General features: G+C 45.3%; 27 protein-coding genes and 5 pseudogenes. 14 read left to right on the top strand and 18 right to left on the bottom strand.

Annotation, left to right across the window (positions count from 1 at the left end; translation table 11 throughout):
* Positions 1 to 6: 6 nt before the first annotated feature.
* The gene (locus ACLFKQ_RS23705) at positions 7 to 1,113 is read right to left on the bottom strand and encodes a hypothetical protein (RefSeq protein ID WP_449002159.1); all 1,107 of its coding nucleotides are present in this window, start codon (positions 1,111 to 1,113) and stop codon (positions 7 to 9) included.
* Between the two features lie 216 nt (positions 1,114 to 1,329).
* Here ACLFKQ_RS23705 and ACLFKQ_RS23700 point away from each other — a divergent pair, with 216 nt between their 5' ends.
* Together ACLFKQ_RS23700 and ACLFKQ_RS23695 are read left to right on the top strand one after the other, a co-directional pair.
* Positions 1,330 to 1,932, top strand: a complete 603-nt coding sequence (locus ACLFKQ_RS23700) for a class I SAM-dependent methyltransferase (RefSeq protein ID WP_449002158.1) — start codon at positions 1,330 to 1,332, stop codon at positions 1,930 to 1,932.
* Positions 1,933 to 2,033: 101 nt separating this feature from the next.
* Positions 2,034 to 2,288, top strand: coding sequence for a hypothetical protein (locus ACLFKQ_RS23695; RefSeq protein WP_449002157.1), 255 nt, complete (start codon positions 2,034 to 2,036; stop codon positions 2,286 to 2,288).
* 10 nt (positions 2,289 to 2,298) lie between these two features.
* Here ACLFKQ_RS23695 and ACLFKQ_RS23690 read toward each other — a convergent pair whose 3' ends face one another.
* Positions 2,299 to 2,802, bottom strand: coding sequence for a restriction endonuclease (locus ACLFKQ_RS23690; protein ID WP_449002156.1), 504 nt, complete (start codon positions 2,800 to 2,802; stop codon positions 2,299 to 2,301).
* A gap of 33 nt (positions 2,803 to 2,835) precedes the next feature.
* Positions 2,836 to 3,219, bottom strand: coding sequence for a hypothetical protein (locus ACLFKQ_RS23685; protein ID WP_449002155.1), 384 nt, complete (start codon positions 3,217 to 3,219; stop codon positions 2,836 to 2,838).
* A 196-nt stretch (positions 3,220 to 3,415) separates the two neighbouring features.
* Between ACLFKQ_RS23685 and ACLFKQ_RS23680 the strand changes: the two genes are divergently transcribed.
* The 3 genes from ACLFKQ_RS23680 (at position 3,416) to ACLFKQ_RS23670 (ending at position 5,270) form a co-directional block, all read left to right on the top strand.
* Positions 3,416 to 4,288: a MobA/MobL family protein gene (locus tag ACLFKQ_RS23680; RefSeq protein WP_449002154.1), complete on the top strand. Its 873-nt coding sequence runs from the start codon at positions 3,416 to 3,418 to the stop codon at positions 4,286 to 4,288.
* Positions 4,289 to 4,582: 294 nt separating this feature from the next.
* Positions 4,583 to 4,921, top strand: coding sequence for a type II toxin-antitoxin system RelE/ParE family toxin (locus tag ACLFKQ_RS23675; RefSeq protein WP_449002153.1), 339 nt, complete (start codon positions 4,583 to 4,585; stop codon positions 4,919 to 4,921).
* Entirely contained in the window at positions 4,914 to 5,270 is a 357-nt protein-coding gene (locus ACLFKQ_RS23670; protein WP_449002152.1) for an addiction module antidote protein, read from the top strand. Before ACLFKQ_RS23675 ends, ACLFKQ_RS23670 begins: the two co-directional genes overlap by 8 nt.
* A gap of 14 nt (positions 5,271 to 5,284) precedes the next feature.
* Here the strand turns inward: ACLFKQ_RS23670 and ACLFKQ_RS23665 are convergent, their stop codons facing one another.
* Positions 5,285 to 5,425 carry a hypothetical protein gene (locus tag ACLFKQ_RS23665; protein WP_449002151.1) on the bottom strand — a complete coding sequence of 47 codons (141 nt, stop codon included), beginning with the start codon at positions 5,423 to 5,425 and terminating at the stop codon, positions 5,285 to 5,287.
* Between the two features lie 73 nt (positions 5,426 to 5,498).
* On the opposite strand from ACLFKQ_RS23665, the gene ACLFKQ_RS23660 reads away from it, so the two are divergent.
* Positions 5,499 to 5,765, top strand: coding sequence for a WGR domain-containing protein (locus tag ACLFKQ_RS23660; RefSeq protein WP_449002150.1), 267 nt, complete (start codon positions 5,499 to 5,501; stop codon positions 5,763 to 5,765).
* Between the two features lie 167 nt (positions 5,766 to 5,932).
* On the opposite strand, the gene ACLFKQ_RS23655 is transcribed toward ACLFKQ_RS23660, so the two are convergent.
* Together ACLFKQ_RS23655 and ACLFKQ_RS23650 are read right to left on the bottom strand one after the other, a co-directional pair.
* Entirely contained in the window at positions 5,933 to 6,091 is a 159-nt protein-coding gene (locus ACLFKQ_RS23655; protein ID WP_449002149.1) for a hypothetical protein, read from the bottom strand.
* Between the two features lie 69 nt (positions 6,092 to 6,160).
* Positions 6,161 to 6,427 carry a hypothetical protein gene (locus ACLFKQ_RS23650; protein WP_449002148.1) on the bottom strand — a complete coding sequence of 89 codons (267 nt, stop codon included), beginning with the start codon at positions 6,425 to 6,427 and terminating at the stop codon, positions 6,161 to 6,163.
* A 202-nt stretch (positions 6,428 to 6,629) separates the two neighbouring features.
* Between ACLFKQ_RS23650 and ACLFKQ_RS23645 the strand changes: the two genes are divergently transcribed.
* Entirely contained in the window at positions 6,630 to 7,184 is a 555-nt protein-coding gene (locus ACLFKQ_RS23645; protein ID WP_449002147.1) for a hypothetical protein, read from the top strand.
* A gap of 306 nt (positions 7,185 to 7,490) precedes the next feature.
* Here ACLFKQ_RS23645 and ACLFKQ_RS23640 read toward each other — a convergent pair whose 3' ends face one another.
* The 9 genes and pseudogenes from ACLFKQ_RS23640 to ACLFKQ_RS23600 all read right to left on the bottom strand — a co-directional run bounded on the left by ACLFKQ_RS23640 (position 7,491) and on the right by ACLFKQ_RS23600 (position 12,416).
* A complete protein-coding gene (locus tag ACLFKQ_RS23640; protein WP_449002146.1) occupies positions 7,491 to 7,955 on the bottom strand; it encodes a phosphatase domain-containing protein in 465 nt (154 codons plus the stop codon).
* 12 nt (positions 7,956 to 7,967) lie between these two features.
* A complete protein-coding gene (locus ACLFKQ_RS23635) occupies positions 7,968 to 8,222 on the bottom strand; it encodes a hypothetical protein (RefSeq protein ID WP_449002145.1) in 255 nt (84 codons plus the stop codon).
* Positions 8,223 to 8,284: 62 nt separating this feature from the next.
* A complete protein-coding gene (gene arsC / locus ACLFKQ_RS23630) occupies positions 8,285 to 8,680 on the bottom strand; it encodes an arsenate reductase, glutathione/glutaredoxin type (RefSeq protein WP_449002144.1) in 396 nt (131 codons plus the stop codon).
* Positions 8,681 to 8,706: 26 nt separating this feature from the next.
* Positions 8,707 to 9,387, bottom strand: a complete 681-nt coding sequence (locus ACLFKQ_RS23625) for an MIP/aquaporin family protein (RefSeq protein ID WP_449002143.1) — start codon at positions 9,385 to 9,387, stop codon at positions 8,707 to 8,709.
* Between the two features lie 87 nt (positions 9,388 to 9,474).
* A complete protein-coding gene (arsH, locus tag ACLFKQ_RS23620) occupies positions 9,475 to 10,101 on the bottom strand; it encodes an arsenical resistance protein ArsH (protein WP_449002142.1) in 627 nt (208 codons plus the stop codon).
* Positions 10,102 to 10,142: 41 nt separating this feature from the next.
* A pseudogene (locus ACLFKQ_RS23615) lies at positions 10,143 to 10,469 on the bottom strand (arsenic resistance protein); the annotation flags it as partial.
* Positions 10,469 to 11,314, bottom strand: a pseudogene (locus ACLFKQ_RS23610) (PstS family phosphate ABC transporter substrate-binding protein); the annotation flags it as partial. The pseudogenes ACLFKQ_RS23610 and ACLFKQ_RS23615, both read right to left, overlap by 1 nt.
* A gap of 142 nt (positions 11,315 to 11,456) precedes the next feature.
* The gene (locus tag ACLFKQ_RS23605) at positions 11,457 to 11,774 is read right to left on the bottom strand and encodes an ArsR/SmtB family transcription factor (RefSeq protein WP_449002141.1); all 318 of its coding nucleotides are present in this window, start codon (positions 11,772 to 11,774) and stop codon (positions 11,457 to 11,459) included.
* A gap of 369 nt (positions 11,775 to 12,143) precedes the next feature.
* Positions 12,144 to 12,416, bottom strand: coding sequence for a HEAT repeat domain-containing protein (locus ACLFKQ_RS23600; protein WP_449002140.1), 273 nt, complete (start codon positions 12,414 to 12,416; stop codon positions 12,144 to 12,146).
* 87 nt (positions 12,417 to 12,503) lie between these two features.
* Here ACLFKQ_RS23600 and ACLFKQ_RS23595 point away from each other — a divergent pair.
* Positions 12,504 to 12,851, top strand: a pseudogene (locus ACLFKQ_RS23595) (IS6 family transposase); the annotation flags it as partial.
* A gap of 19 nt (positions 12,852 to 12,870) precedes the next feature.
* Here the strand turns inward: ACLFKQ_RS23595 and ACLFKQ_RS23590 are convergent.
* Positions 12,871 to 14,141: pseudogene (locus ACLFKQ_RS23590) on the bottom strand (IS701 family transposase).
* Positions 14,142 to 14,287: 146 nt separating this feature from the next.
* Here ACLFKQ_RS23590 and ACLFKQ_RS23585 point away from each other — a divergent pair.
* Entirely contained in the window at positions 14,288 to 14,410 is a 123-nt protein-coding gene (locus ACLFKQ_RS23585; RefSeq protein WP_449002139.1) for a hypothetical protein, read from the top strand.
* 202 nt (positions 14,411 to 14,612) lie between these two features.
* On the opposite strand, the gene ACLFKQ_RS23580 is transcribed toward ACLFKQ_RS23585, so the two are convergent.
* Positions 14,613 to 15,773 (bottom strand): WD40 repeat domain-containing protein, encoded by a 1,161-nt coding sequence (locus tag ACLFKQ_RS23580; RefSeq protein ID WP_449002249.1) that lies wholly within the window; start codon positions 15,771 to 15,773, stop codon positions 14,613 to 14,615.
* A gap of 20 nt (positions 15,774 to 15,793) precedes the next feature.
* Positions 15,794 to 16,300, bottom strand: a complete 507-nt coding sequence (locus ACLFKQ_RS23575; RefSeq protein ID WP_449002138.1) for a hypothetical protein — start codon at positions 16,298 to 16,300, stop codon at positions 15,794 to 15,796.
* Between the two features lie 202 nt (positions 16,301 to 16,502).
* On the opposite strand from ACLFKQ_RS23575, the gene ACLFKQ_RS23570 reads away from it, so the two are divergent.
* The 5 genes and pseudogenes from ACLFKQ_RS23570 (at position 16,503) to ACLFKQ_RS23550 (ending at position 20,855) form a co-directional block, all read left to right on the top strand.
* Entirely contained in the window at positions 16,503 to 17,138 is a 636-nt protein-coding gene (locus ACLFKQ_RS23570) for a peroxiredoxin (protein WP_449002248.1), read from the top strand.
* A gap of 135 nt (positions 17,139 to 17,273) precedes the next feature.
* The gene (gene cysK, locus ACLFKQ_RS23565) at positions 17,274 to 18,353 is read left to right on the top strand and encodes a cysteine synthase A (protein ID WP_449002137.1); all 1,080 of its coding nucleotides are present in this window, start codon (positions 17,274 to 17,276) and stop codon (positions 18,351 to 18,353) included.
* A gap of 39 nt (positions 18,354 to 18,392) precedes the next feature.
* Entirely contained in the window at positions 18,393 to 20,009 is a 1,617-nt protein-coding gene (locus ACLFKQ_RS23560) for a beta-propeller fold lactonase family protein (protein ID WP_449002136.1), read from the top strand.
* A gap of 95 nt (positions 20,010 to 20,104) precedes the next feature.
* Positions 20,105 to 20,236 (top strand): annotated as a pseudogene (locus ACLFKQ_RS23555) (thermonuclease family protein); the annotation flags it as partial.
* Between the two features lie 373 nt (positions 20,237 to 20,609).
* Positions 20,610 to 20,855: a hypothetical protein gene (locus tag ACLFKQ_RS23550; protein WP_449002135.1), complete on the top strand. Its 246-nt coding sequence runs from the start codon at positions 20,610 to 20,612 to the stop codon at positions 20,853 to 20,855.
* Positions 20,856 to 20,884 lie beyond the last annotated feature (29 nt).

The raw sequence follows: 20,884 nt of genomic DNA, 5'->3' as shown, positions 1-20,884 counted from the left end.
CGATTTTTAATCTACAACCACCAGTAATGGTTTTTGCTCGCTCCAGGTTATCTGAGTTTTGCCCGTTGCCTCGGCACGTTCTTCCAGCAGTCGAACCCGTTTGTTAGCGATAATCGTCTGTTGCGAGAACTCGTAGGTGGGAATAAGTTCGTAGATTACGTCCTGGATTTTGCGCTTATCGAGGGGGTCGTCGATTCGCTTCTTCTTAATCTCGTACAGTATTCGCTCTTGTTTGAGAATTTCTAAGGCTTTGTCGATGCCTCTCAACTGAAAGCGAAAGCCATCACGCTCGACCAAGCCACTATAGCGAATGATGGTCGAGGCTTTGATGGTGTAGTGAACTCCAGCCCGCGCCTGAACGAAATTATGGGACAGCCGTTTGAACAACCACCGTGCCAGAATCAATTTGAGGCTCATAAACCTAGCGTAGTCGAACAGGCGGTAGCTCAGTTCCTTGAGGCTCTTGGTCGCCAGCATGTTGAACTGGACGTAGCATTTTGCTTCTTTGGGATTTTCCAACCAATCCGCTCGGCTGCTGATGAGCAGTTGGGGGAAAATTGGCGAATTGAAAACTGCCTTTCCCGATTCGTTGCGGAGAGTCAGTCCGCAGCGGTTGAGGATCGAGAGGGCATCGAGCAGTGCTTGGTGTTCGATACTGTGTCCTCTTCTGGCTAGCTCTTGCCGTAGTTCGTAGAGGGTAAACCTAACCGACACCAGCTTATCGAGGTAGCAGCCCCGCATGTTGTCGTGGGCAATTTTCCAGAGGGCTTCTTCGACGAACTGTTCTCGCTCTGAGGGGTAGTATTCGATATCTACACCGTTCTTTTGGGTGATTCGGGCGGGTCGAATTTCCAGTTGGTAGGTATCATTCCGAAAGCGGAATTCTCGGCGGAGGGTTTTGAGGAATTTGCCATTTTCCCGCATCTCGGCCATTTTTTTGGTCGAGGCGAAGTAGCGGGGAATCGCGTCGTAGAGTTCTACCGTATTGGAATAGCGTTCCCTATCAGGTAAGAGATATTGGAATAGTTCTAGCTGGTAGGGATGGGTTTTCTCCAGGGTACGCTGGTTGCCTTCGAGGTCTTTACCCCTGACCCATACTGCTTTATCGTTCATCACGACCGACCTTTTTTTGCCGACCATAGGTCGGCTCGTTGGAGTTTTCAACTGCCTTAGCTTGGTTAGGGTCGGGTTTTCAGCTCTTAAAAAAGAGTCTAATCTTGGGTAAAAACCAGATAACCAAATCTTCTTTAAAGCTTTACTCTGTATTGGTTATAGTCTGGTAAGATCCTCTTAAAGCTTGAAGAATTAGAGCGTTAGGCAGAGAGCGACATGCATCCAGAGGATACGGCCCTCCGATACGATTGCCTCGCTTGCTGGTGGCAGAAGCAGCATCGAGATTCCCTTTATGGTATCGCGCAGTTAGAGCGGGCGATTGGGTTTACTTGTCGGCAACAATTAGCTCTCGATGTCGGCTGTGGCAGCAGCGGACGTTTTATTAAACTCCTCAGCCAACATGGTTTTCAGGTCGAAGGGCTGGATATTTCTCAGGAGATGATCGTTTTTGCCCGACAACTGCATCCTCAGATCGCTTTCTACAGACAAGATATCTGCTGTTGGAATCCTCATCAGTTCTACAGCCTGATTGTGGCTTGGGACAGCACGTTTCACCTGCCGCTGGATAGGCAAGAACCCGTAACCAAAAAGTTATGCGATGCTTTAGAACCCGAAGGCGTACTGATGTTTACCTGTGGCGGGGGATCTAGAGAAGGTAAGGTTTTTGGAACATTTCAGGGTCAGGACTTTGAATACAGTACCCTAGGGGTAAATAGTTTTCTCAAGATTTTGCACGAGCACCACTGTACCTGTCTTCACCTCGAATACGACCAATATCCAGAAAATCATGTTTATATCATTGCTCGAAAAACTCGGTAGCTCGTTGTAATCAATGTGTAGCTGTTAGCTTTTTTACACGATAAGCCTGGCTTTGAAAGCTAGTTGAGGAAATATAAAGTTCTGAGATAAGATTGGCTATTATGGCAGAGCGAGAAATTCACATCCAAGCCCATACCAACACTGAAGGAATCGTACATCTCGACATTCCTACGGGAATTGCAGATCGCGATATTCAACTAAAAATATCCTTTTCCACCGCTGAGGGAGTAACTACACCTACTAAAGATTTAGCTCCGCGTGTCCCTGGAATAGATGAAGGGCGTTTTGTCGTCCCCGATGATTTTGACGACCCACTTCCTCCAGAGCTGCTCGAAGCTTTTGAAGGCAACGATTAAAAATTGGCGATTATGTTTGCGGCTTGAATAGGGGATTACTTCCCAGGAGAAAGTCCACTAGCCGCTGTCCCGATATTACCGTTACCCTATCGGCACGGCGAACCGCATCCCAAAATTCCTCCGAGGCTCTGCCAGTATGGAAAAAGAACCCCCGACTCGCTTGCTGCCAGCCTACGGCATTTTGGAACATGGGAATGTGTTCGACACAGACATCGCCCTTATACAGCTTTGCCTGAATCACGTAGAATCTACCCTGGTAGGAAAATTTACCGTCTACGCCACCATCTTTGGTAAATTTGTTTTCGGACTGGATGCAGTAGCCATAGTTCTTACAGCACTCCAAGAGTACCGATTCAAAGATAAAGGGATTGAGCTGTTTGAGGCGGTTGAGTAACAAACCCAGAGTTACCTGTTCCTCTGGAGCGGTCACCAGCCAGCGCATGAACCGAATTGCTTCTTTCTGGGCGTAAGCTGGAGAAGGAACGCCGTACTTCAGATTCTGCTTGCGACTCATGGTTTAGCGGCTTTCTTCAGACCGATTGCCCGACTAACTCGCTGTCGGTAATGGGAGTAAAACGCATTTCCTGGCGAGTAGGGAAGGGGATTTGGCAGTAGTAGTGCGGACGATTTCTTTGGTGGGTGCGGGAGCGGTAGATACTCGTTCGGTGCTACTTTTTCTCGCTGGCAGTCCCACTGCTAGGCGGTGTGAATTCTGGGTGAGTATGGGGTCTAACTTGGCTTTGAGAACAGTCTCCGATAGCTCCCCGTTCTTGAGCTGCTCCATGACCAATAAGCCGTATGCCACCAGCATCGTCGAGCGACGTTTGCGTTCCCGTTCGCGGAGGAGCCTTTCCTGCTCCTTGGCTTTGCGCTGTAGCTCGTCGATTTTCTGTTTGTAGCGGTCTAGTTTCGACGCGGCACTTTCGGGCATTTTCCTTACCTCCAATCCCCGATTGACAATATCACAATTTGGTTTATTTTTAAACAAATAATAACCTCTCAGCCTTAGCCTTCCCCTAACGCAAGTTTGGGGAAGCGCGGTTATATGTTGCCAGCAACACGCCTGCGGCGACCGCGCCCAAGGGGACACCCCTTGGAGAACCCATGTAGGGGGAGAGTTGGTACCAGTGGCGGGGGAGGCTTTTTATCGCTTGTCGGCACGAATTCTGTCCCGCAGTAAGGGTAATACCCTGGTGGGCTATGCTGCCTATCTAGCGGCGGAAAATCTCCAGGACGAACGGTACGGGGAAACCCGCTACTGTCAGCGACAGCGATTTCAAGAACGTCTGTTTGCTACCGAGATCGTCGCCCCCAACGGTGCTCCAGAATGGGTCTACGACCGCCAGCAGTTGCACAACCGCATCGAGGCGGCAGAACGGCGGAAAGATTCCCAGCTAGCACGAGAGGTAATTCTCTCTTTTCCCACCCAACTTGATGCCCAAGCACGACGGGAGGTAACGCGTCAATTTATCCGCGAGCAGTACGTCGCTAGGGGAATGGTGGCGGATATCAGCTACCACAATTTTGTCGGCGATGGGTCGCACAATCCCCACGCCCACGTTCTGATAACCATGCGGCGGTTGGAAGAGGACGGTTTTGCCAAAACTAAAGAGGCACAGTGGCAGCCCAAGTTTACCCGCAAAGACAAGGGAACGAAGGCGGCGGGCGACCTGCTAGCGGTGGAAAGAAAACAGTGGGAGCAGTATCTCAATCAGGCTCTGGCGGGGGCGGGAATTGAGGAGCGAGTAGACTGCCGCAGCTTGAGCGAGCGGGGTATAGATCGCTTACCCGAACCGAAGAAGGGTAGGGCGGCAAATATGGAATTCCGTCCTGAATGGGAGGATCGAACACGAGCGATGGATGCCTGGCGGGAAGTGAAAGAAATCAACGAATTAAAAGCAGCCGAACGGCAGACTAAAGAGGAGATAGCCGAACTCGAACGTCAGATTGCCCAGCTACACCTCCAGGAGTTTATTGCCGAAAGCAGTAAGGCAATCTGACAGCGCAAACGGATTGCTGAAGAAAAGAAACGATCGGAGCGGGTTTCGCATCGCGATACTGCCTACGAACTCAAACAAGCCGAACTCGAACAGCGGGCTTTTCTTCAGAAGCTGACAGAAGAGAATGCGAACAAAGATCGTTGAGTCCTCATCGGAGATGTTTGCGATTATTATCGAGTAGAGGAGCATAACGCCAGCAGCCGCTACTCCGCCGACTAACTATCTAAACGATATTACGACGAAATCAGTTGCATATAGTTGTATGCACATGATAGCTTGGTGTAAAGTTCTATCATGGCTAAGGATATACAGCCCAAAATCGTTTTAGCGTATGCTGATGAATACGGAAATGAGCCGTTTACGAAGTGGCTCGAAAGCCTGAAAGATCGGAAAACCGCCGAACGGATCAGGGTACGTCTGAGACGGTTGGAAAGTGGCTTATATGGCGATTGCCAGCCTGTAGGCGAAGGGGTTCTAGAACTGAGAATGTTTTTTGGTTCTGGCTACCGCGTCTACTTCGGAGAAGACAAGGGAAATATCGTAATTTTGCTCTGTGGCGGTGACAAAAGCAGTCAGAAGCAGGACATCAAAGCCGCCAAAATATATTGGAAGGATTATAAGGACAATGGCTAGAAAGAGAGAATATCGCAGCCTCGATCGGATTGATGAAGCCTATTACCGCGATCGCCCAGAAGAGATTGATAGCTATCTGACGACCGCCTTTGAAGAATACGCCAAAGACGGCTGCACCGCCGCGCTGTTATCGTCCTTACGCATGATTGCCCGTGTCAAAGGCATTTCCCTGCTGGCAAACGAAAGCGGCATCACCCGTAATGGCATTCAAAAAGCCCTTTCAGAAGACGCGAAACCTGGGTTTGATACGATAAACACGATCGTCAACGCGATGGGCTACGCTATTACGCTGCAAAAATTGGAAAATAGCGATCTACCTGTTTCACAAACCCCAGATTATCACCCTTAATTTACTTCATCGCCCTAGGTGGCGATCGCGGTTGCGTTCTTCAGAGGATGGCGGCGGTTTAGCTCGTCAGTTCTCGGTGAGGCGCGGCGGCTGGCGTTATGCTCCCTTGATTTTCCCGCTATTTCGTCTTCTCCAGGGTAAGAAATAGGTCGCATAATTCCCTAACGGCGCACAGCCGCCGCCACAAATCTTGATGTTTAAAGCTATAGGGATAAGTTCATCGCTATCTTGGCAATCTTTCTCGACCAAATTAAAATGTACGCTCTCAACCGCTGGAAAACTCGTCGCTGGATTAAGGAAAACCGCCACTATACTGCCTGCCTACAGCAAGACCTGTTTGGAAGCTGGACGGTGACTAAAGCCTGGGGCAGCCACCGTTCGGGGCATGGTAGAAGCCAGGTTATTGCCGTAGCCAGCTATGAAGCTGGAGTAGCACAACTCAATAAGATTGCGGCGCGCCGCCTCAAGCGTTCTTATGCAGAGGCTGAGGCATAATCCGATTGCTAGCTTTCATTTATGCCGATGCGACGGAGAAAGAAGCGTGGGAACTCGTCACTGGGATGTAAGAGACGAAGCAGTAAGAGAAATCACCCCAGCCTCGCGAAAGCTAGGGTGATTTCGTTATCTTCAAATGTGGATTTTTTCTCCTACCACATAGGGGTTTAGGTTAAAACTCGTGCTGCATCGGGTTGTGCTATCAGAATATCTTCGACGGTTTTCATCAGGGATTTTTTGGTCACTCCTTTCCCCGTTATTTTTACGTTTAAATATCCCGACTGCTTTAACTTGGATGCTAATTTCTTGAGTTGTGAAAATTTCAATTTACTGATGTCTATTTTTGAAGCTGCCGCAGGGGGCAAGCATTTTTGAAAGTTTATATTCGTGCATTTTTATAGTTGTAAGGGTTGCTTTAATTCTGGTGATACAATAACCAAACTTTTGATATCTTTTGATTTTTCTTCGAGCGATAATCCTAGATTTTTATCGTTCCAAGGATCGTATATCTCACTAGTTTCTTCACGGCTTTCTACTTCGTCTATAATTTGAAAAACCTGTTCTGGATATATTTTTGATACTTTAGATTCAGGCTGATTCGGACGGATGAACAAAGCGCAGAAAAAAGAATAAACGATAACGAAAAGAAAAACTTCAAACATGGTATTATCTCCTAAAAACTGTATAGCCTTGTGAAGCGAAAGGCATAATAATTAGTTCAACAATTCTCTATAGAACTGATATTTTGAGACAATACTATATGTGAATTTTTGTTGTTTTTCTATTCTAAAATTAGGCTATTTGTTACCATACAAATATACAAATAACGCTACATATTTGTTTAATTCGCTCCAGTAAATAACCATGAATAATTACAGTAATTCTTTTTCTATCGACCAAGCAGTCGCTCTCGATGAAAACATTCGCCGTTTCCTAGACAGGTTGCCCCGCCGCTTTGCTACCCACGAACTGGGGATGTTTTTGCATCGGGATTGGGCTGTTAAAACCCTGAAAAACACCGCCTCGGTGCTGCGCGGTCTGGTCAACTATCGCAGCCGAAAAGCCAAACTTACAGAGATTCTCTTACCGACTATCAAAGCGGTACATCGCCTCTGGAACTGCTTTGCCAGCACCATCTCGTGTTATGCCGACGACCTATTAGAATTTCTCAACGCTTTAGAAGGGTTGCTACCTGCCGATACGGTCATTCAGTACGATCTGTTCGAGCCGCAGGAGATCGAAACACCCCATGCGCGCAGGCTTACTTTTCCTGGCTTCAAACGCTGGGCGGAACATCAGAACGCCGTCGAGCGGCTCAGGGCAGGGAAGAAACACTTCGGCTTCTATACCGCCTATCTGACCGATAAAACTCTAATCGACCGACCACGGCAATTATCGCTAAGGCTCAAGCGGCTTTAACTTTCAGCGCAACCCGCCCATAGCTGAAAAGACGCATACAAACTGTCTACTATTTCCATTAGTAGACGGTGATGTCTACTAATTTATCAGAAATGATTTAAGAGACAGTATATTAAGGGGATTTTGAGGTGTCTATAAACTTATAAATTTTGAGACAGTCGATTTTAAGTTATCTGGTAAACGCATATAAGTAAAGTTTCAAAAAACTCCAAGGTGTATTATGCAAGTCGAAGTATACCGATGTTTAAATAGACTATTTCTTCAACTCCAAGTCTTTTCCCTAAACTTTCTAATCTCTGTCTAGCCTTAAGTTTTCGCCAATAGTTGTGGAAGAGCAGAAAGAAATTCTCTTTGAGCATCTCTTAATTCGGCTGTAGGACGGGCTTTTTGAATTAAAGAGAGCGCATGTTCTGAGTCTTCTCCTTTAGCTACCAGATAGGCAGCAAGTAACGTTCCTGTTCTACGGTTTCCACTGGTACAATGAACTACTACTGGTAGATTATTTTCTACTAATGGTTCGGTAAACTTAATAAACTCCTTTACCTGTTCTACAGTTGGTGGTTTTCCGCCTATGATTGGCAGCCAAAGAGCTTGAAATCCAGTTGCTTCATATTCTTCAATTCCTGAAGGTTCATCCATTACCGAGACAATGCCTCGCATACCAGCTTGATACAGTTTGGGTAAATCTTCCAAAGGAGGGCGAGACATACCTGCTAGTTTGTCTGGAATGAGCCACCAAACATAATCGGGATAGGTTGCTTTGATTGACATATATATTCTCCGCTAACTGTTCTCAAGACGACGAGCTTCTAAAAATAAGATCGCTTCTTCGGTATGAAGACGAAGTTGTGGGACATCCCCCATTAACAAAATCCACCGCTCTTCATCTTGCTGTAATTTCCACCTTCGATTTGCCTGTTGGGGAAGAATCAGCCAGCCTTTTGCTGACTGACGCTGACAGATAAAGCCCCAGGTTTGAGCTTTACCCACTACTGGATCGAGCAATTTTAAATCTAAAGTTGAATTAACTGTTATCAAATGCTTTAAAGCATTTTCTTAGCTTTAACTACTACAGTCGAAAACTAAGATTGGTTGAGACTTTAACTAAGTTGGTCGATTAGTTTGGTTACTCGCTCTTTGATTTCATCCCTGACACGGTGAAACGTCTCTATCGGTTTGCCATCGGGGTCTTCTAATTCCCAATCTTCAAAGATTTCTTGTGTGACCCATTCAGGAGGTAAGCCCGTACCACAACCACACATAGAAATAACAGCATCGTAATCTTGGGCATTAAAATCGCTTAAGGGGTCGGAGGTTTGGTTACTAGTATCGATGCCAATTTCCGACATTACCTCGATCGCTGTAGGGTGAACGCGACTGGCTTCTAATCCCGAAGAGGTCACTTCAATCATGCCTTTTCCTAGTGTTTTTGCCCAACCCTCTGCCATTTGGGAACGGCAGGAATTACGACGACAAACGAACATTACTTTTTTCATGATTTTTTCGCTTTTGATTTGATAGTTTATTTAAGATCGTGAAAACCATTTGACAGAGCACCGTAGACGACTACGGCTAATTGCGCTCCTAAAATCGGTGCGACCCAATACAGCCAGTGATGTTGCCAAATACCACTGACAAAAGCAGGACCGAGAGCGCGCGCTGGATTCATACTCGCCCCAGTAATGGGTCCCATGAAAGCTGCTTCCAAGCCTACGGTTAAGCCAATTGCCAACCCAGCAAAACCATCAGGGGCGCGTCGGTCTAAACCAGAGCCAAAAATGACAAACATCAAGATAAAAGTCAGGATAGTTTCGATAATCAAGGATTGAAGCCAATTATCTTCTAGAGGTAAAGTTGCTCCCAAGTTGGCGACATTACCTAGCGTTAGCAATAGCAGTCCCGAAGCAGCAATTGCCCCCAAACATTGCGCCACGACATAAGGTATCACTTTGCGCCGCTCGAAAAATCCACTCGTCCAGAAAGCGATAGTCACCGCAGGATTGATATGAGCATCGCTAATGTGTCCCGTAGCATAAATTACCGCAGCCACTACCGCGCCAAAGACGAAACTAACCCCTAAGTGAGTTAGGCTCCCATCGCTAATGGTATTGACCATCACCGCCCCAGGACCCGCAAAAACCAGGATAAAAGTGCCGATAAATTCGCTGATGGCTTCTCGCCCATAACTAAAAGTACGATTCATACTGGATTTTTTGAGCTTCGGTGTTGTTTCGAGCGAGAGCGAGCGCATTTTTCATTTTGTCTAGGTGTAGCCATCTCGAACGACTGTTTATGATTTGCTGTTAGCTTCTTCTCTGGCTTTACGTTCGCTGTGGCGGTCGGTTAGATAATCAACTTTATCCCGCAGCAGCAGGGTAAATTTATAGAGTTCCTCCATTACATCTACTACTCTGTCTCGATAGGGAGAATCTTTCATCGTCCCATCTTCGTTGAATTCCTGATAGGCTTTGGCTACCGAGGATTGATTGGGAATGGTAAACATCCGCATCCATCGTCCCAATATCCGCAGGGTGTTAACGGCATTAAAAGACTGCGAACCACCGCTAACCTGCATCACCGCGAGGGTTTTACCCTGAGTCGGTCTTACCGAGCCAATAGTTAAGGGTATCCAGTCGATTTGATTTTTAAGAATGCCCGTCACATTGCCGTGCATTTCAGGAGAAGACCACACCTGACCTTCCGACCATTGGCTTAACTCCCTCAATTCCTGTACTTTGGGATGAGTTTCTTCAACCTGTCCTCTGAGTGGTAATTCATGGGGATGAAAGAATTTAACTTCCGCTCCCATATTGGTAATAATTCGAGCTGCTTCTTCGGCGACAAGGCGACTATAGGAACGCTCTCTCAATGAGCCATATAAAAATAAAATTCTAGGGGGGTGGTCGAAACTGGTCATTCTGATTTATGAAAATTATGTTCGGACTGTAAATTCGCTATTTATCTATAGGGACTCACACAACGAGGGTCGAGTAAGGTCGCTTTTTCAGGATGTCGGGGAAACCAATTAGCAGTACGCTTACAAAATTCCACCAGCATCAACATTACTGGTACTTCAATCAGTACACCCACTACTGTGGCTAAAGCTGCACCAGAATTAAGACCGAATAAAATTACCGCTGTGGCGATCGCTACTTCAAAATGGTTGCTCGCCCCAATTAGGGCTGCGGGGGCTGCATCTTCGTAATCCAGTCCCAGTTTTAAACCTGCAACATAAGTAATTAGGAAGATTAAGTTGGTTTGTAGAAATAAAGGAACGGCAATTAGTCTGTAAACCTAACCAACGCTTGATTTTCTCTGGCAGCAGCAGCGTTAACGTAAATAAATAAAGGACGTGCTAGAGGTTGATATTGCGCTTGCTCGACGGTTTCTACTGAGGGTAAAACTGCTCCATCACCACTATCGATCGCCAGAGCTTTCATCTCGTTAGCTTTTTGCTCGTAGTAAGATAAGCCAAAGTAACCAAGGGCGTTGGGGTCTTGGCTTACCCCTTCTACTAGAACGTCATCATCTTCACTGCTAGTAACGTCGCTACGACTAGCCCCTACTTCTCCGACAATGGCTTCAGTAAAATAATCAAAAGTTCCCGAATCTTTACCAGGAGCATACAGATTAAGCGGGCGGTCGGGGAAACTCGGTCTTACCTGATTCCACTTAGTAATTTTTCCCTCAGCTTCAGGTGACCAAATCTTGGCTAATTCTTCGGTGGTAAGGGTATCGACCCAATCATTAGCTGGGTTGACAACCACACTCAGCGCATCAAAAGCCACGGGCAATTCTATGTATGCTACCCCCGCTTCTCGGCAGGCTTCCATCTCATCAACTTGAATGGGACGGGAAGCATTGTTAATCTGAGTTTCTCCGTTACAAAATTTATCAAAACCACCGCCCGTACCAGAAAATTCAATCTCAATATTTACGGGTTTGTTTTGACTAGCTTGATAGTCTTCAACTATTTTCTTGGTAATGGGATAGACGGTACTAGAGCCATCTATTTTTATCGATGGTGTCTCTTGAGCCAATAGAGGAGTTGAAATGGCAACCAACGCCGTACCCAATCCTGTAGCTAAAACTTGAAGAGACTTTAAAGGTGTTTTATCTCGAACATTCATATCTACCTACTCCACTAACAATTGAAGGAGTAGCTTCATCATACATCAAATAAACTTGATATATCAAAAAATATTAATATTTTAACTGACTGTATTTCGTCCAATTGGATTGGAACAGATCGATGTCAATCTGCTTAAAATTTTACTTACAGCTTCTTGCTGGTAAGATATCGTCTAAACGTCGATATTCAGCTAAATACTGCTCTAAAGTAACGAATTGAGCCAAGTTAAGACTATAGTACATCCACCGACCCTGTTGGCGAGAACGAATTAAATTAGCTTCCTTTAAATTCTTGAGATGAAAAGATAGCTTTGATTGACTCACTTCTAAACGTTCGCACAGTTCGCAAACGCATAACTCTTGAGAACGCAGGAGTTCAATGATTTGAATCCTTAAAGGATCGGAGAGTGCGCGGAAACCAGCCCAGATTTGAGTAGAGTCTTGAGTAGTAACTATCATCAAAATTTATTGATATATTTTTTTTATTCTACGAGATCGAACTAATTTTTGGGCAGATTGCAATACGAAGAAAAAAATAGGCTTGTCTCTTATACTTAAAGATTTTGAAAGCATTTGGTTCAACCGTATTTATTAAGCGACAATTCCTTTTTTCACTTTTGGTAGAATTTAAAGCTTTAATGCCGATGATTCCGTTTTTACGTAATTCACATTTCTTTCGTTGAGTCCACCTAATACATACGTGTCCTGGATAATCCAGGACAGGTTGATTCCCCGTTATAGCAATTTCGAGTAATTCTCCTTTTGACTGCCGATAATTCCGTTTTTACGTAATTCACATTTGGTGTAACTTACACGAGGAACATTTTTCTAGAACCTACGTGATAAGTGAAACGCTTGATAAAATTTTTGGTAAGGCATTTTTTGGGCATACTTCATCATAAGAGTATGGACTCTGCGTGAGAAGAAGAGACGGCGTGAGCGTACCAGAGCTCGAATCGCCCTCTCGTTGCCCGCGCCGACTTTTCCCAAGCTCTCGGCTGCCTGCCTACGGATATATCCGTCAGTAGTGGTTTCTAGAAGCCGCACCAGACCCCAAATCGCTTGCTGAGAATCTATACTTTCAAGACAACTCATTGCCAATTCTTGCCTGTATTGTTTTTTCGGTACTGTTGCAAAAACTTAAGACAACTTGTAGTATTTAACAAACGTAAATAACTACTAGACCAGATGAACTCAAAGCAACCATTTAAGTGGAAACATTTTCAAGGAGAAATAATTTTACTTTGTGTGAGGTGGTATCTCCGCTATGGTTTGAGTTATCGTGATTTAGCAGAAATCATGCAAGAGCGAGGACTATCTGTAGACCACACCACGATTTACCGATGGGTGATGATTTATGCACCACAAATAGAAAGAAGAGCCAGAAAGCATCTCATCTCAACTAATGACTCTTGGCGAGTAGATCAAACTTATCTCAAGGTCAAAGGAAAATGGAAATATCTATATAGAGCAGTTGACAGCAATGGTATTACCATAGAGTTTATGTTTAGTGCCAGGAGAGATAAACAAGCTGCTAACGGTACTTAAACAAAAATCAAGCCCAAACAAAGCCCAAACTAGCTTTATAAGCTACGAATACGTCGCGATTTTGGTTCAACCATTGGACAAAACGATAAGATATACCTGTACGAAAAGCTTCTAATGCTTCAGGAAATGTCTCCAAAGGTTTGTTCGCCCAACGTCTTCTTAAACCTCCAGTAAGCTTATGCCAAAGGATAAAAGTATAGGCACAAAAAACTAGAATAAAATGTCTTTCCAAACTCTTCTTATCTCTAACTTGATACTCTTTTAATCCTAACCATCCCTTGGCTTCTCGATAGAAAACTTCTATCCAGTTTCTCTGAGCATAAGTTTGAACTATCCATTGCTCGGTTACTATTTCTCCCTCAACATTTGTGAGTAAGTAGTCAATATCTTCAGCATCTTCAAAGATTGGTGCACTCATGACGATAGCTATTTTTCTGATTCCTTCTAGCCTTGATATTTCTGCTTCTATTATTGCTACCCAGACGGTTCTAGGTTTTTCACCCTGGATTTGAATCTCCTTAAATTCCTCATCAGATAACCATTGAGCATATTCATCTACTCTGATTTTTTCTAATTGATTTGATGGAGTTTTAACCAAAATATTACGATTTTTAGCGATTCCTCCTATATACTTTAATTTCTTTTTTTCCAGTTCGAGTAAAACAGTTGTGTTGTTACCATAGGACGAATCTATTAATACTAGTCCTGGTCGATATCCCCTCTTCAAACTTTTATCGATTAATTCTAAGGCTAAGGTGGGTTTTTTCTTGAATTCTCTGTCTTTCTTTCCTTCGGGCAACGAATTACCATGTTGATATAGTTCTATGTCTAAAGGTAAGCTTTTTTGGCCATCATATAGATGAGTTGTTACTACAACATTGCCATTATCTGTTTTCCCAATTTCCCCAATATATTGACGACCTACTGCTGCGGTAAAGTTACCACTTTTTCTATGCCCAGAGTCATCAACAATTAGACTAAATCCCTTACTGATTCTCGTTTGATTACACTTGTTCATCACTTCTAAGCGACGTTCATTTATCTTGTTCGCTGACCAAGTTGCTTCAGTTAAGAAATGGTGTAATTTGTGGTATGTGACCTCTACTGCGTCTTTAGCCATTTGAGATACATTTTTTCGCTCACTTTCCCCTAATAATCCTCCTAAATAATGTCTGAATTCCCTTTTTTGCGCTTTAGTTCTCAGTAAATCATCAAACTTTTGACACCATCTCATCTATCGAAACAGGGAGGCATGGCTGCGGGAGTAGTTTCTTTCATAAAGTAAGTGCGATCGGGCTTTAGAATAATGTTAAAGTTAATCAGCAAAGGTATTCTATCTTATTTTGTCTGTTTAAATTGTTTAAGTACCGGTAGTTACCCCCACAGTTAATAGGTGGGAAAACGGTCACTCTCAACCGTCTCCAATGGCTCTCAAGCTAATTGAGGCGAAGCTTGCGGAGTTGGGAGAACGTGGTGAGGAGTTGCTAGAGCAGTTTTCAGCCAATCCCAGTAGCCAAAAACTACAAACCCTATCCTACCCAGACTAACTAAGTAACAGCTTTTCATTAAGCTGTTTTGTCCACAAAATTGGACAGCTTAGCGTTGTTTATGGTTCGGTTACTATTCAAAGGCCTTTTACCAGTGCTTCAGTTTTCTGTCGATCTCTAGCAATTATAAACTTTTTGAGAAGTAGGTATTGAGTCTTATCATTCGCGTCATATAGGCTCAGAAAAGATACCCGAATTAGCATTACAGATTGTTGGTTTGAATGGCTCCTAATGCCAGTAAAGTAGCTCGTTGCGCTTCGGTAACGCCAGTTATCCCAGTAATGTTCATCTCTTCATAAGGTCGTTTAGCCCTTAGGGTTTTGAAACACTCACCTGTCTGGGGATGCCACAGTTTGATTGTCTCATCCATACTACAAGTAGCCAGCCATTGTCCATCAGGGCTCCAACTTAACGATCGCACACCACTACTATGTCCTTGCAAGACTTGGCAGCATTCCCCAGTCTGCACGTTCCACAAACGAGCTGTACCATCTTGCGAAGCACTAGCGAGAATTTGCCCGTCGGGATGCCAAGCGACTGACCAAACCCAATCCGTATGTTCGGCGAAGGTATGGAGGCATTCCCCATTTTCTACGTCCCAAAGCTTGACAATGTTGTCGTGAGAACCACTGGCGAGGATTTTTCCATTGGAACTAAATGCAACTGAGAAGACGGCATTGGTGTGAGCCAAAAACGATTTTAAGCATTGACCAGTATAGCTATCCCAAAGCTTAATAATCCCTCCCTGAACGCCACTAGCTAAAATCTGTCCCTTACGATTCCAAGCAACAGCAGTAACTATAAGTTTATGTTCTAGATTTAGTTGGCACTCTCTCGTGTAGCTGTTCCAGATCTTAACTGTGCCATCCAAGGAAGCACTAGCGAGTCTTTGTCCGTCGGGATGCCAAGTTACAGCTTGAATCATTCCTAGATGTTCCTCAAAGGTATTGAGACACTGCCCCGTATGCGCGTTCCATAATCTGACGGTTTTATCCTGAGAGCCACTGGCAAGCAAATGTCCGTCGGGACTCCAGGCAATTGACCACACTAAACTAGTGTGTCCTCGCAGTGTTTGCCAGTAACTCCCCGTTTCCCTATCCCACAGGAGAATTGTTCCATCTTGATGGGCAGAGGCTAACTGTTGACCACTAATACTCACCTCTACGTCCCAAACAGCAGTGCTATATCCGTGCCAGGTTTGCAGACAATCTCCCGTAGCGGAGTCCCACAATTTGACGGTTTGGTCATCACTCCCACTAGCGAGAGCTTTTCCATTAGGACTAAAGGCAACTGACCAAACGTTACTGTTATGTCCCTGTAGGATTTTCAGACATTGTCCCGTATGAGTTTCCCATAATCTCACTGTCCAATCTTGAGAGCTACCTACCAGAGTTTTTCCATCTGGGCTAAATTCACCCCCAAAGCCGTTTTCCCAATTCCACCGATGCCCAACAGTCCCAATAGGCGACAATCATCTTCCAAAATCCATCGCGTTAATGTATTGAGTTCGACAGTCCGTCCCAAGAAGAAAGAGACATCGGGCGCTTCTCCCCAATCTTGACGAGATGGGGAAGTCTGGGGGGTGGAGAAGGATGAGTTAGTAAGAGTTAGTTTTGTCTCGTGACGGTTTGAATACCTTTCTAAGGCTTGTCGAAAGTTGGTTTTACTGACTTTTTCTCCCAATGCCTTCGAGAGTAAACGCCAGAGTTTAGGACCCACATCCCGCTTGACATAGCTTATCGAGTAGCTCGATTGTTCGGCAATTTGTTCGTAGGTGCGATCGGCGATCGCACCTGTAACGATCGCAGTTTCTACGTCACTGAGATATCGCTCAGCTATTTCATAAATGGCTGCATTAGCAATTGCAAGTATCTCTTCTGATTCCAACACGATCCTTCTTCGAACGCCCTAGTACTTCAATCCTACCTGAACTTTTCAGAACTAAGTGCCGAATCTCCATAACTTTCCTGTAACGACAGCTACAAAAATTCTAATTATCTTGTAATTAGGAGGCAATTAGTACTCTAAGCGATTCAGATCGTGTCCTCTGCCAAAACTTTGTTTATTCTTGTTTACATTTCAAGAGGAAATTATCATGCTTCAACTCGGAAATACAGTACCAAATTTTACTCAGCAATCTACTCAGGGTCAGATCGATTTTTATGATTGGGCGGAAGATAGCTGGGTCGTATTCTTTTCTCATCCAGCAGATTATACTCCCGTTTGCACTACCGAACTGGGCAGCGTCGCCAAACTTAAGCCCGAATTCGAGCGACGTGGCGTTAAGGTCATTGCCCTGAGCGTTGACGATACCGAATCTCACAAGGGCTGGATTAATGACATTAACGAGACTCAAAACACCACCGTCAATTATCCCATAGTTGCTGACGTAGATAAGTCGGTTTCTGACCTTTATGGCATGATTCATCCCGATGCCAATGCCAAAGTTACGGTGCGAACTGTCTTTGTTATCGATCCACAAAAGAAATTACGTTTGACTATCACCTATCCACCCAGCACGGGGCGCAATTTTCGGGAAATCCTGCGGGTTATTGACTCGCTGCAACTGACGGATAATTATAGCGTGGCTACCCCCGTAGATTGGCAGGATGGAGAAGATGTGGTGGTAGCACCTTCTATCCCGACTGAGACAGCCAAACAGAAGTTCCCTCAAGGTGTTACGGAAATTAAATCTTATCTACGTATGACTCCTCAACCTAATAGATAGAATTCCTCGGAAGTATCAGAGCAACATTGAGGCGATCGCCTAAAGCGGCAGTGATTCGATTTAAGTCAAGTCCGATTCTGCCGCTCTAAACTCCGTATTTGTACTCATTACCTCAAGATTCAAGAAATACCAATCATGAAAATTGCTCGAGATATTACTCAATTAATCGGTCGCACACCACTGGTGCAGCTCAACCGAATTCCCCAAGCTGAGGAATGTGTGGGACGAATTGCGATCAAGTTAGAAGGAATGAACCCCGCAGCCTCAGTCAAAGATCGAATTGGGATTGCCATGATTCAAGCAGCAGAAGATGCAGGAGAAATTCAGCCTGGAAAAACCACTTTGGTAGAGGCAACAGGAGGTAACACGGGCATTGCCCTAGCAATGGTAGCAGCGGTTAAAGGCTATCGATTAATCGTAACCATGCCTGAGACTATGAGTCGGGAAAGGCGTGTTATGCTGCGAGCCTATGGAGCAGAGTTAGTTCTAACGTCTAAAAGAGAAGGAATGAAAGGAGCGATTATCCGTGCAGCAGAAATCCTGCGGGAGTTGCCCGATGGTTTTATGCCCAACCAATTTCAAAATCCTGCTAATCCTAACATTCATCACGAAACCACAGCTAGAGAACTTTGGGCAGATACAGACGGACAAATAGACATTCTGGTGGCAGGCGTGGGAACAGGTGGCACGATTACAGGCATAGCTGAATTTATCAAGCAACGTAAGCCGAAGTTCAAAGCCATTGCCGTCGAACCTCAAAGCAGCCCTATACTGTCTGGCGGCAGACCTAGTTTTCATAAGATTCAAGGGCTGGGAGCGGGCTTTGTACCTCCCGTACTGCGGACTGACTTACTAGATGAAGTCATCTTGGTGACAGATGAAGACGCGATTGCTTACAGTCGTCGTCTTGCTAGGGAGGAAGGCTTGCTATCAGGCATCTCCACTGGCGCAGCACTCTGCGCTGCGATTCAGGTAGCCAAGCGCGCCGAAAATGCCAACAAGCTAATCGTCACGATACAGCCTAGCTTTGGGGAGCGTTACTTGAGTACCTTTCTGTTTCAAGATTTATTGCCATCCAAAGCGATGATGATGCCAACGGAGCGAGGAGCCCGCCAATTTTCCCAACTTAAACTCTTAGAAGAGATAAACGATCGCGACCATCAAGCGCTCGCTGCTCATGGTGCTGTAGATTCAAGCAAACCAGCACAAAGATGAACTTGGTTTTAAAACACTTCCATTTCAAGGAGATTAATTATGGCACTTCAAATTGATGACACGGCTACTATTCAAACAAATAATGGACAAATTGTTATCGCCAATCGTGGTTCGGGCAATATATCCATTTTGGATTCTCAAACAGGAGAAGAACTGAGAACGGTAGACTTGCCTTTTGGCGAAGGAGAAAAGACTCCAGAACCTATGTACGTCTATCACCTACTCAGCACCGATGAAATTATTGTAGGCGATCGCGCTAATAACCGAGTTGTCTTTTTTGACCAAACTACCTACGAAGTCACTCGCACTGTCGAAACAGGTGCGGGAAACTTTCACATGTGGGTAGATCCCCAAGAGAAGCATTTGTGGGTAGTTAATGACCTTGACGTTGCCTTGACCGTCGTCGAGTTAGAAACAAACGAAACTACCAAAGTCCAATTGCCCGAAGCAGCGATCGGGACAAATTCTATACCTCACGATGTTATCCTCGATCCTTCTGGGCTTTATGCTTACGTCACCGTCATCCGTGAGGATAATGTCGACTCTGACCTATTAATAAAAATTGATACCCAAACCTCTGAGATTCTCGATACGGTAGAGGTAGGCAAAGATCTACACCTTTCTTTGGCACCAGAAAGCAATTTATTGTACGTCCCTACTCAGAATAGCAATCGTATTGATGTCTTCGATCGCAGAGGCACGGAGTTAGTCAAAGTTGACTCAATCGAGCAACCAGGGGTTCATGGTATCGATTTCGGTCTCGATGGCAGATACCTCTACACTACCAATTTACCTGGTGGGGGTTCCAATGGGTTGTTTGCGATCGATACTCGCACTAATGAAATTGTGGGCGATCTTGACGGCGTTGATACCCCGTTTTCTACTCCCCATAATGTTTGGTTGACTGGAGATGGACAGAGGCTATTTATAACTCATTCTGGTTCGGAAGCCAGTCAGGTTAGCTTCTACTCTCTAGACGATCCTACCCGTCCGATGTTGCTCGACTCGGTTGACGTTAATGGTCTCAATCCCTTTGGTCTAGCTTTTGCTGCCCCCATTCAAGACGATTTAATTGTAGGTGACAACGATAACGATCGTCTTCGAGCAGACAACGGCAACGACAGAATATTTGGAGAAGATGGGGATGATCTTCTCCGAGGCAATCGCGGCAATGACAAGCTTTTTGGTCGGGAAGGTGACGACCGCCTCTCTGGCGGATATGACAATGATGTTTTGATTGCTGGGGAAGGTAGCGATCGACTCAAAGGCGGACACGGCAATGATATTCTGATTGGGGTTAGCGTCGAATCCCTTACTCCTGGAAAAGGTGAATATGATGTCTTCAAAGGCGGCAAGGGAAGTGATACCTTCGTCCTGGGAGATGCTTTAGAAGTTTATTACGATGACGGTATTGCCCAGACGGTGGGTTTGAAGGATATGGCACTGATTCGGGATTTCGACCTCGACGAAGCCGATGTAATTCGGCTGCATGGGAGTGCTGAGGACTATCGATTAGAAGAAATAGAAGGGTTTAGTTTGGGAACTGCAATCTTTTACACGGCTGAAGGTCAAGCTCCCGAACTGGTTAGCTTTGTCCGAGGCGTAAGCGATCTAGATTTGTCTGGCAATGCCTTTGAGTTTGCAGTTTCCGTGTAGAGATGTAATAGCGGTTTACACGACTTGAGAAGAGAGAGAACACATTTGAAGCCTGGGTATTACTAAAACCAGATTTTGAGACACAGCTTCACCTCAATACTTGGATGGTTGAGAACGGGATGGCTAAACATGATGAACGAAATTCTAGTTACTGTCGTAGCGATGAAGCATTGGAATGGGCAGAAGAGTTAGCTAAAGAAGATAAGTTGGGTATTTGGAAACGTTAGGTATTTAGCTAGCGCGATCGCAACATTTATATCGTCGCTTCGCGGGCTGTCATTTGAAATCCCTCCATTGCCCCCCAAGGGGCAGACAGCTTCGCCGTTCGGAATTGGTATCTAGTTGTCGAATTTCAGCCATCCCAGTATAGCGTCGGCGAAATAACAATGTCGCTTACGCGGATTATTTATTGGGCAAAGGGTAATACAACAGCGACGCAGACAGATAGCAGACAGATAAAGGTGGTTGCTTCGCGTTTGATATTTATGTCTGCGATCGCCCTTTGCCTAGATCGCCGCCGCTACGTAGGGGGCGTTCTTTTTTCGTTTTTTTGGGAGGTTTGCCCGTGCGTTCTTCTTTGTTGGTTTCGGTTCTGCTCGCGTGTCCGTTCCTTTCCGTCGTGTGGTTGGTTTGGCGTTGGCTGGTGGCTGTTGCTCTTGGTCGCTGCGTTCTTCTTGTCGTTCTTTCTCTGGCTCTGTGGTCTGGACTGAGTTCGTGTCTCGTTCTGCTGCTGCTGAGTTTGCTCTGGCTTGCTCGCGCTTGGTTGGTTTTGCGGTGGCGGTTCGTCCTGGTGTCTGTTCTGTCTCTGGTGCGGTCTGGGTTGTTTCTGTCCCTGTCGTGCGCTAGTTTTCTCTCGGGGGTTCGTCCCCCTTTTT

The organism is Myxosarcina sp. GI1(2024) (assembly GCF_053543375.1).
The sequence above is the reverse complement of the archived record's forward strand: the minus strand, read 5'-3'. Positions and strand labels throughout refer to the sequence as shown.

What these genes read in the sequence shown, in the direction of transcription:
- ACLFKQ_RS23685 (WP_449002155.1), bottom strand. Translation starts at nt 3,219, where the DNA reads ATGCCCGAAAGTGCCGCGTCGAAACTAGACCGCTACAAACAGAAAATC.
- ACLFKQ_RS23645 (WP_449002147.1), top strand. Translation starts at nt 6,630, where the DNA reads ATGAATAATTACAGTAATTCTTTTTCTATCGACCAAGCAGTCGCTCTC.
- ACLFKQ_RS23560 (WP_449002136.1), top strand. Translation starts at nt 18,393, where the DNA reads ATGGCACTTCAAATTGATGACACGGCTACTATTCAAACAAATAATGGA.
- ACLFKQ_RS23690 (WP_449002156.1), bottom strand. Translation starts at nt 2,802, where the DNA reads ATGAGTCGCAAGCAGAATCTGAAGTACGGCGTTCCTTCTCCAGCTTAC.
- ACLFKQ_RS23650 (WP_449002148.1), bottom strand. Translation starts at nt 6,427, where the DNA reads ATGTTTGAAGTTTTTCTTTTCGTTATCGTTTATTCTTTTTTCTGCGCT.
- ACLFKQ_RS23625 (WP_449002143.1), bottom strand. Translation starts at nt 9,387, where the DNA reads ATGAATCGTACTTTTAGTTATGGGCGAGAAGCCATCAGCGAATTTATC.
- ACLFKQ_RS23670 (WP_449002152.1), top strand. Translation starts at nt 4,914, where the DNA reads ATGGCTAGAAAGAGAGAATATCGCAGCCTCGATCGGATTGATGAAGCC.
- ACLFKQ_RS23585 (WP_449002139.1), top strand. Translation starts at nt 14,288, where the DNA reads ATGGCTCTCAAGCTAATTGAGGCGAAGCTTGCGGAGTTGGGAGAACGT.
- ACLFKQ_RS23700 (WP_449002158.1), top strand. Translation starts at nt 1,330, where the DNA reads ATGCATCCAGAGGATACGGCCCTCCGATACGATTGCCTCGCTTGCTGG.
- ACLFKQ_RS23695 (WP_449002157.1), top strand. Translation starts at nt 2,034, where the DNA reads ATGGCAGAGCGAGAAATTCACATCCAAGCCCATACCAACACTGAAGGA.
- ACLFKQ_RS23705 (WP_449002159.1), bottom strand. Translation starts at nt 1,113, where the DNA reads ATGAACGATAAAGCAGTATGGGTCAGGGGTAAAGACCTCGAAGGCAAC.
- arsH (WP_449002142.1), bottom strand. Translation starts at nt 10,101, where the DNA reads ATGACCAGTTTCGACCACCCCCCTAGAATTTTATTTTTATATGGCTCA.
- ACLFKQ_RS23665 (WP_449002151.1), bottom strand. Translation starts at nt 5,425, where the DNA reads ATGCGACCTATTTCTTACCCTGGAGAAGACGAAATAGCGGGAAAATCA.
- cysK (WP_449002137.1), top strand. Translation starts at nt 17,274, where the DNA reads ATGAAAATTGCTCGAGATATTACTCAATTAATCGGTCGCACACCACTG.
- ACLFKQ_RS23675 (WP_449002153.1), top strand. Translation starts at nt 4,583, where the DNA reads ATGGCTAAGGATATACAGCCCAAAATCGTTTTAGCGTATGCTGATGAA.
- ACLFKQ_RS23605 (WP_449002141.1), bottom strand. Translation starts at nt 11,774, where the DNA reads ATGATAGTTACTACTCAAGACTCTACTCAAATCTGGGCTGGTTTCCGC.
- arsC (WP_449002144.1), bottom strand. Translation starts at nt 8,680, where the DNA reads ATGAAAAAAGTAATGTTCGTTTGTCGTCGTAATTCCTGCCGTTCCCAA.
- ACLFKQ_RS23640 (WP_449002146.1), bottom strand. Translation starts at nt 7,955, where the DNA reads ATGTCAATCAAAGCAACCTATCCCGATTATGTTTGGTGGCTCATTCCA.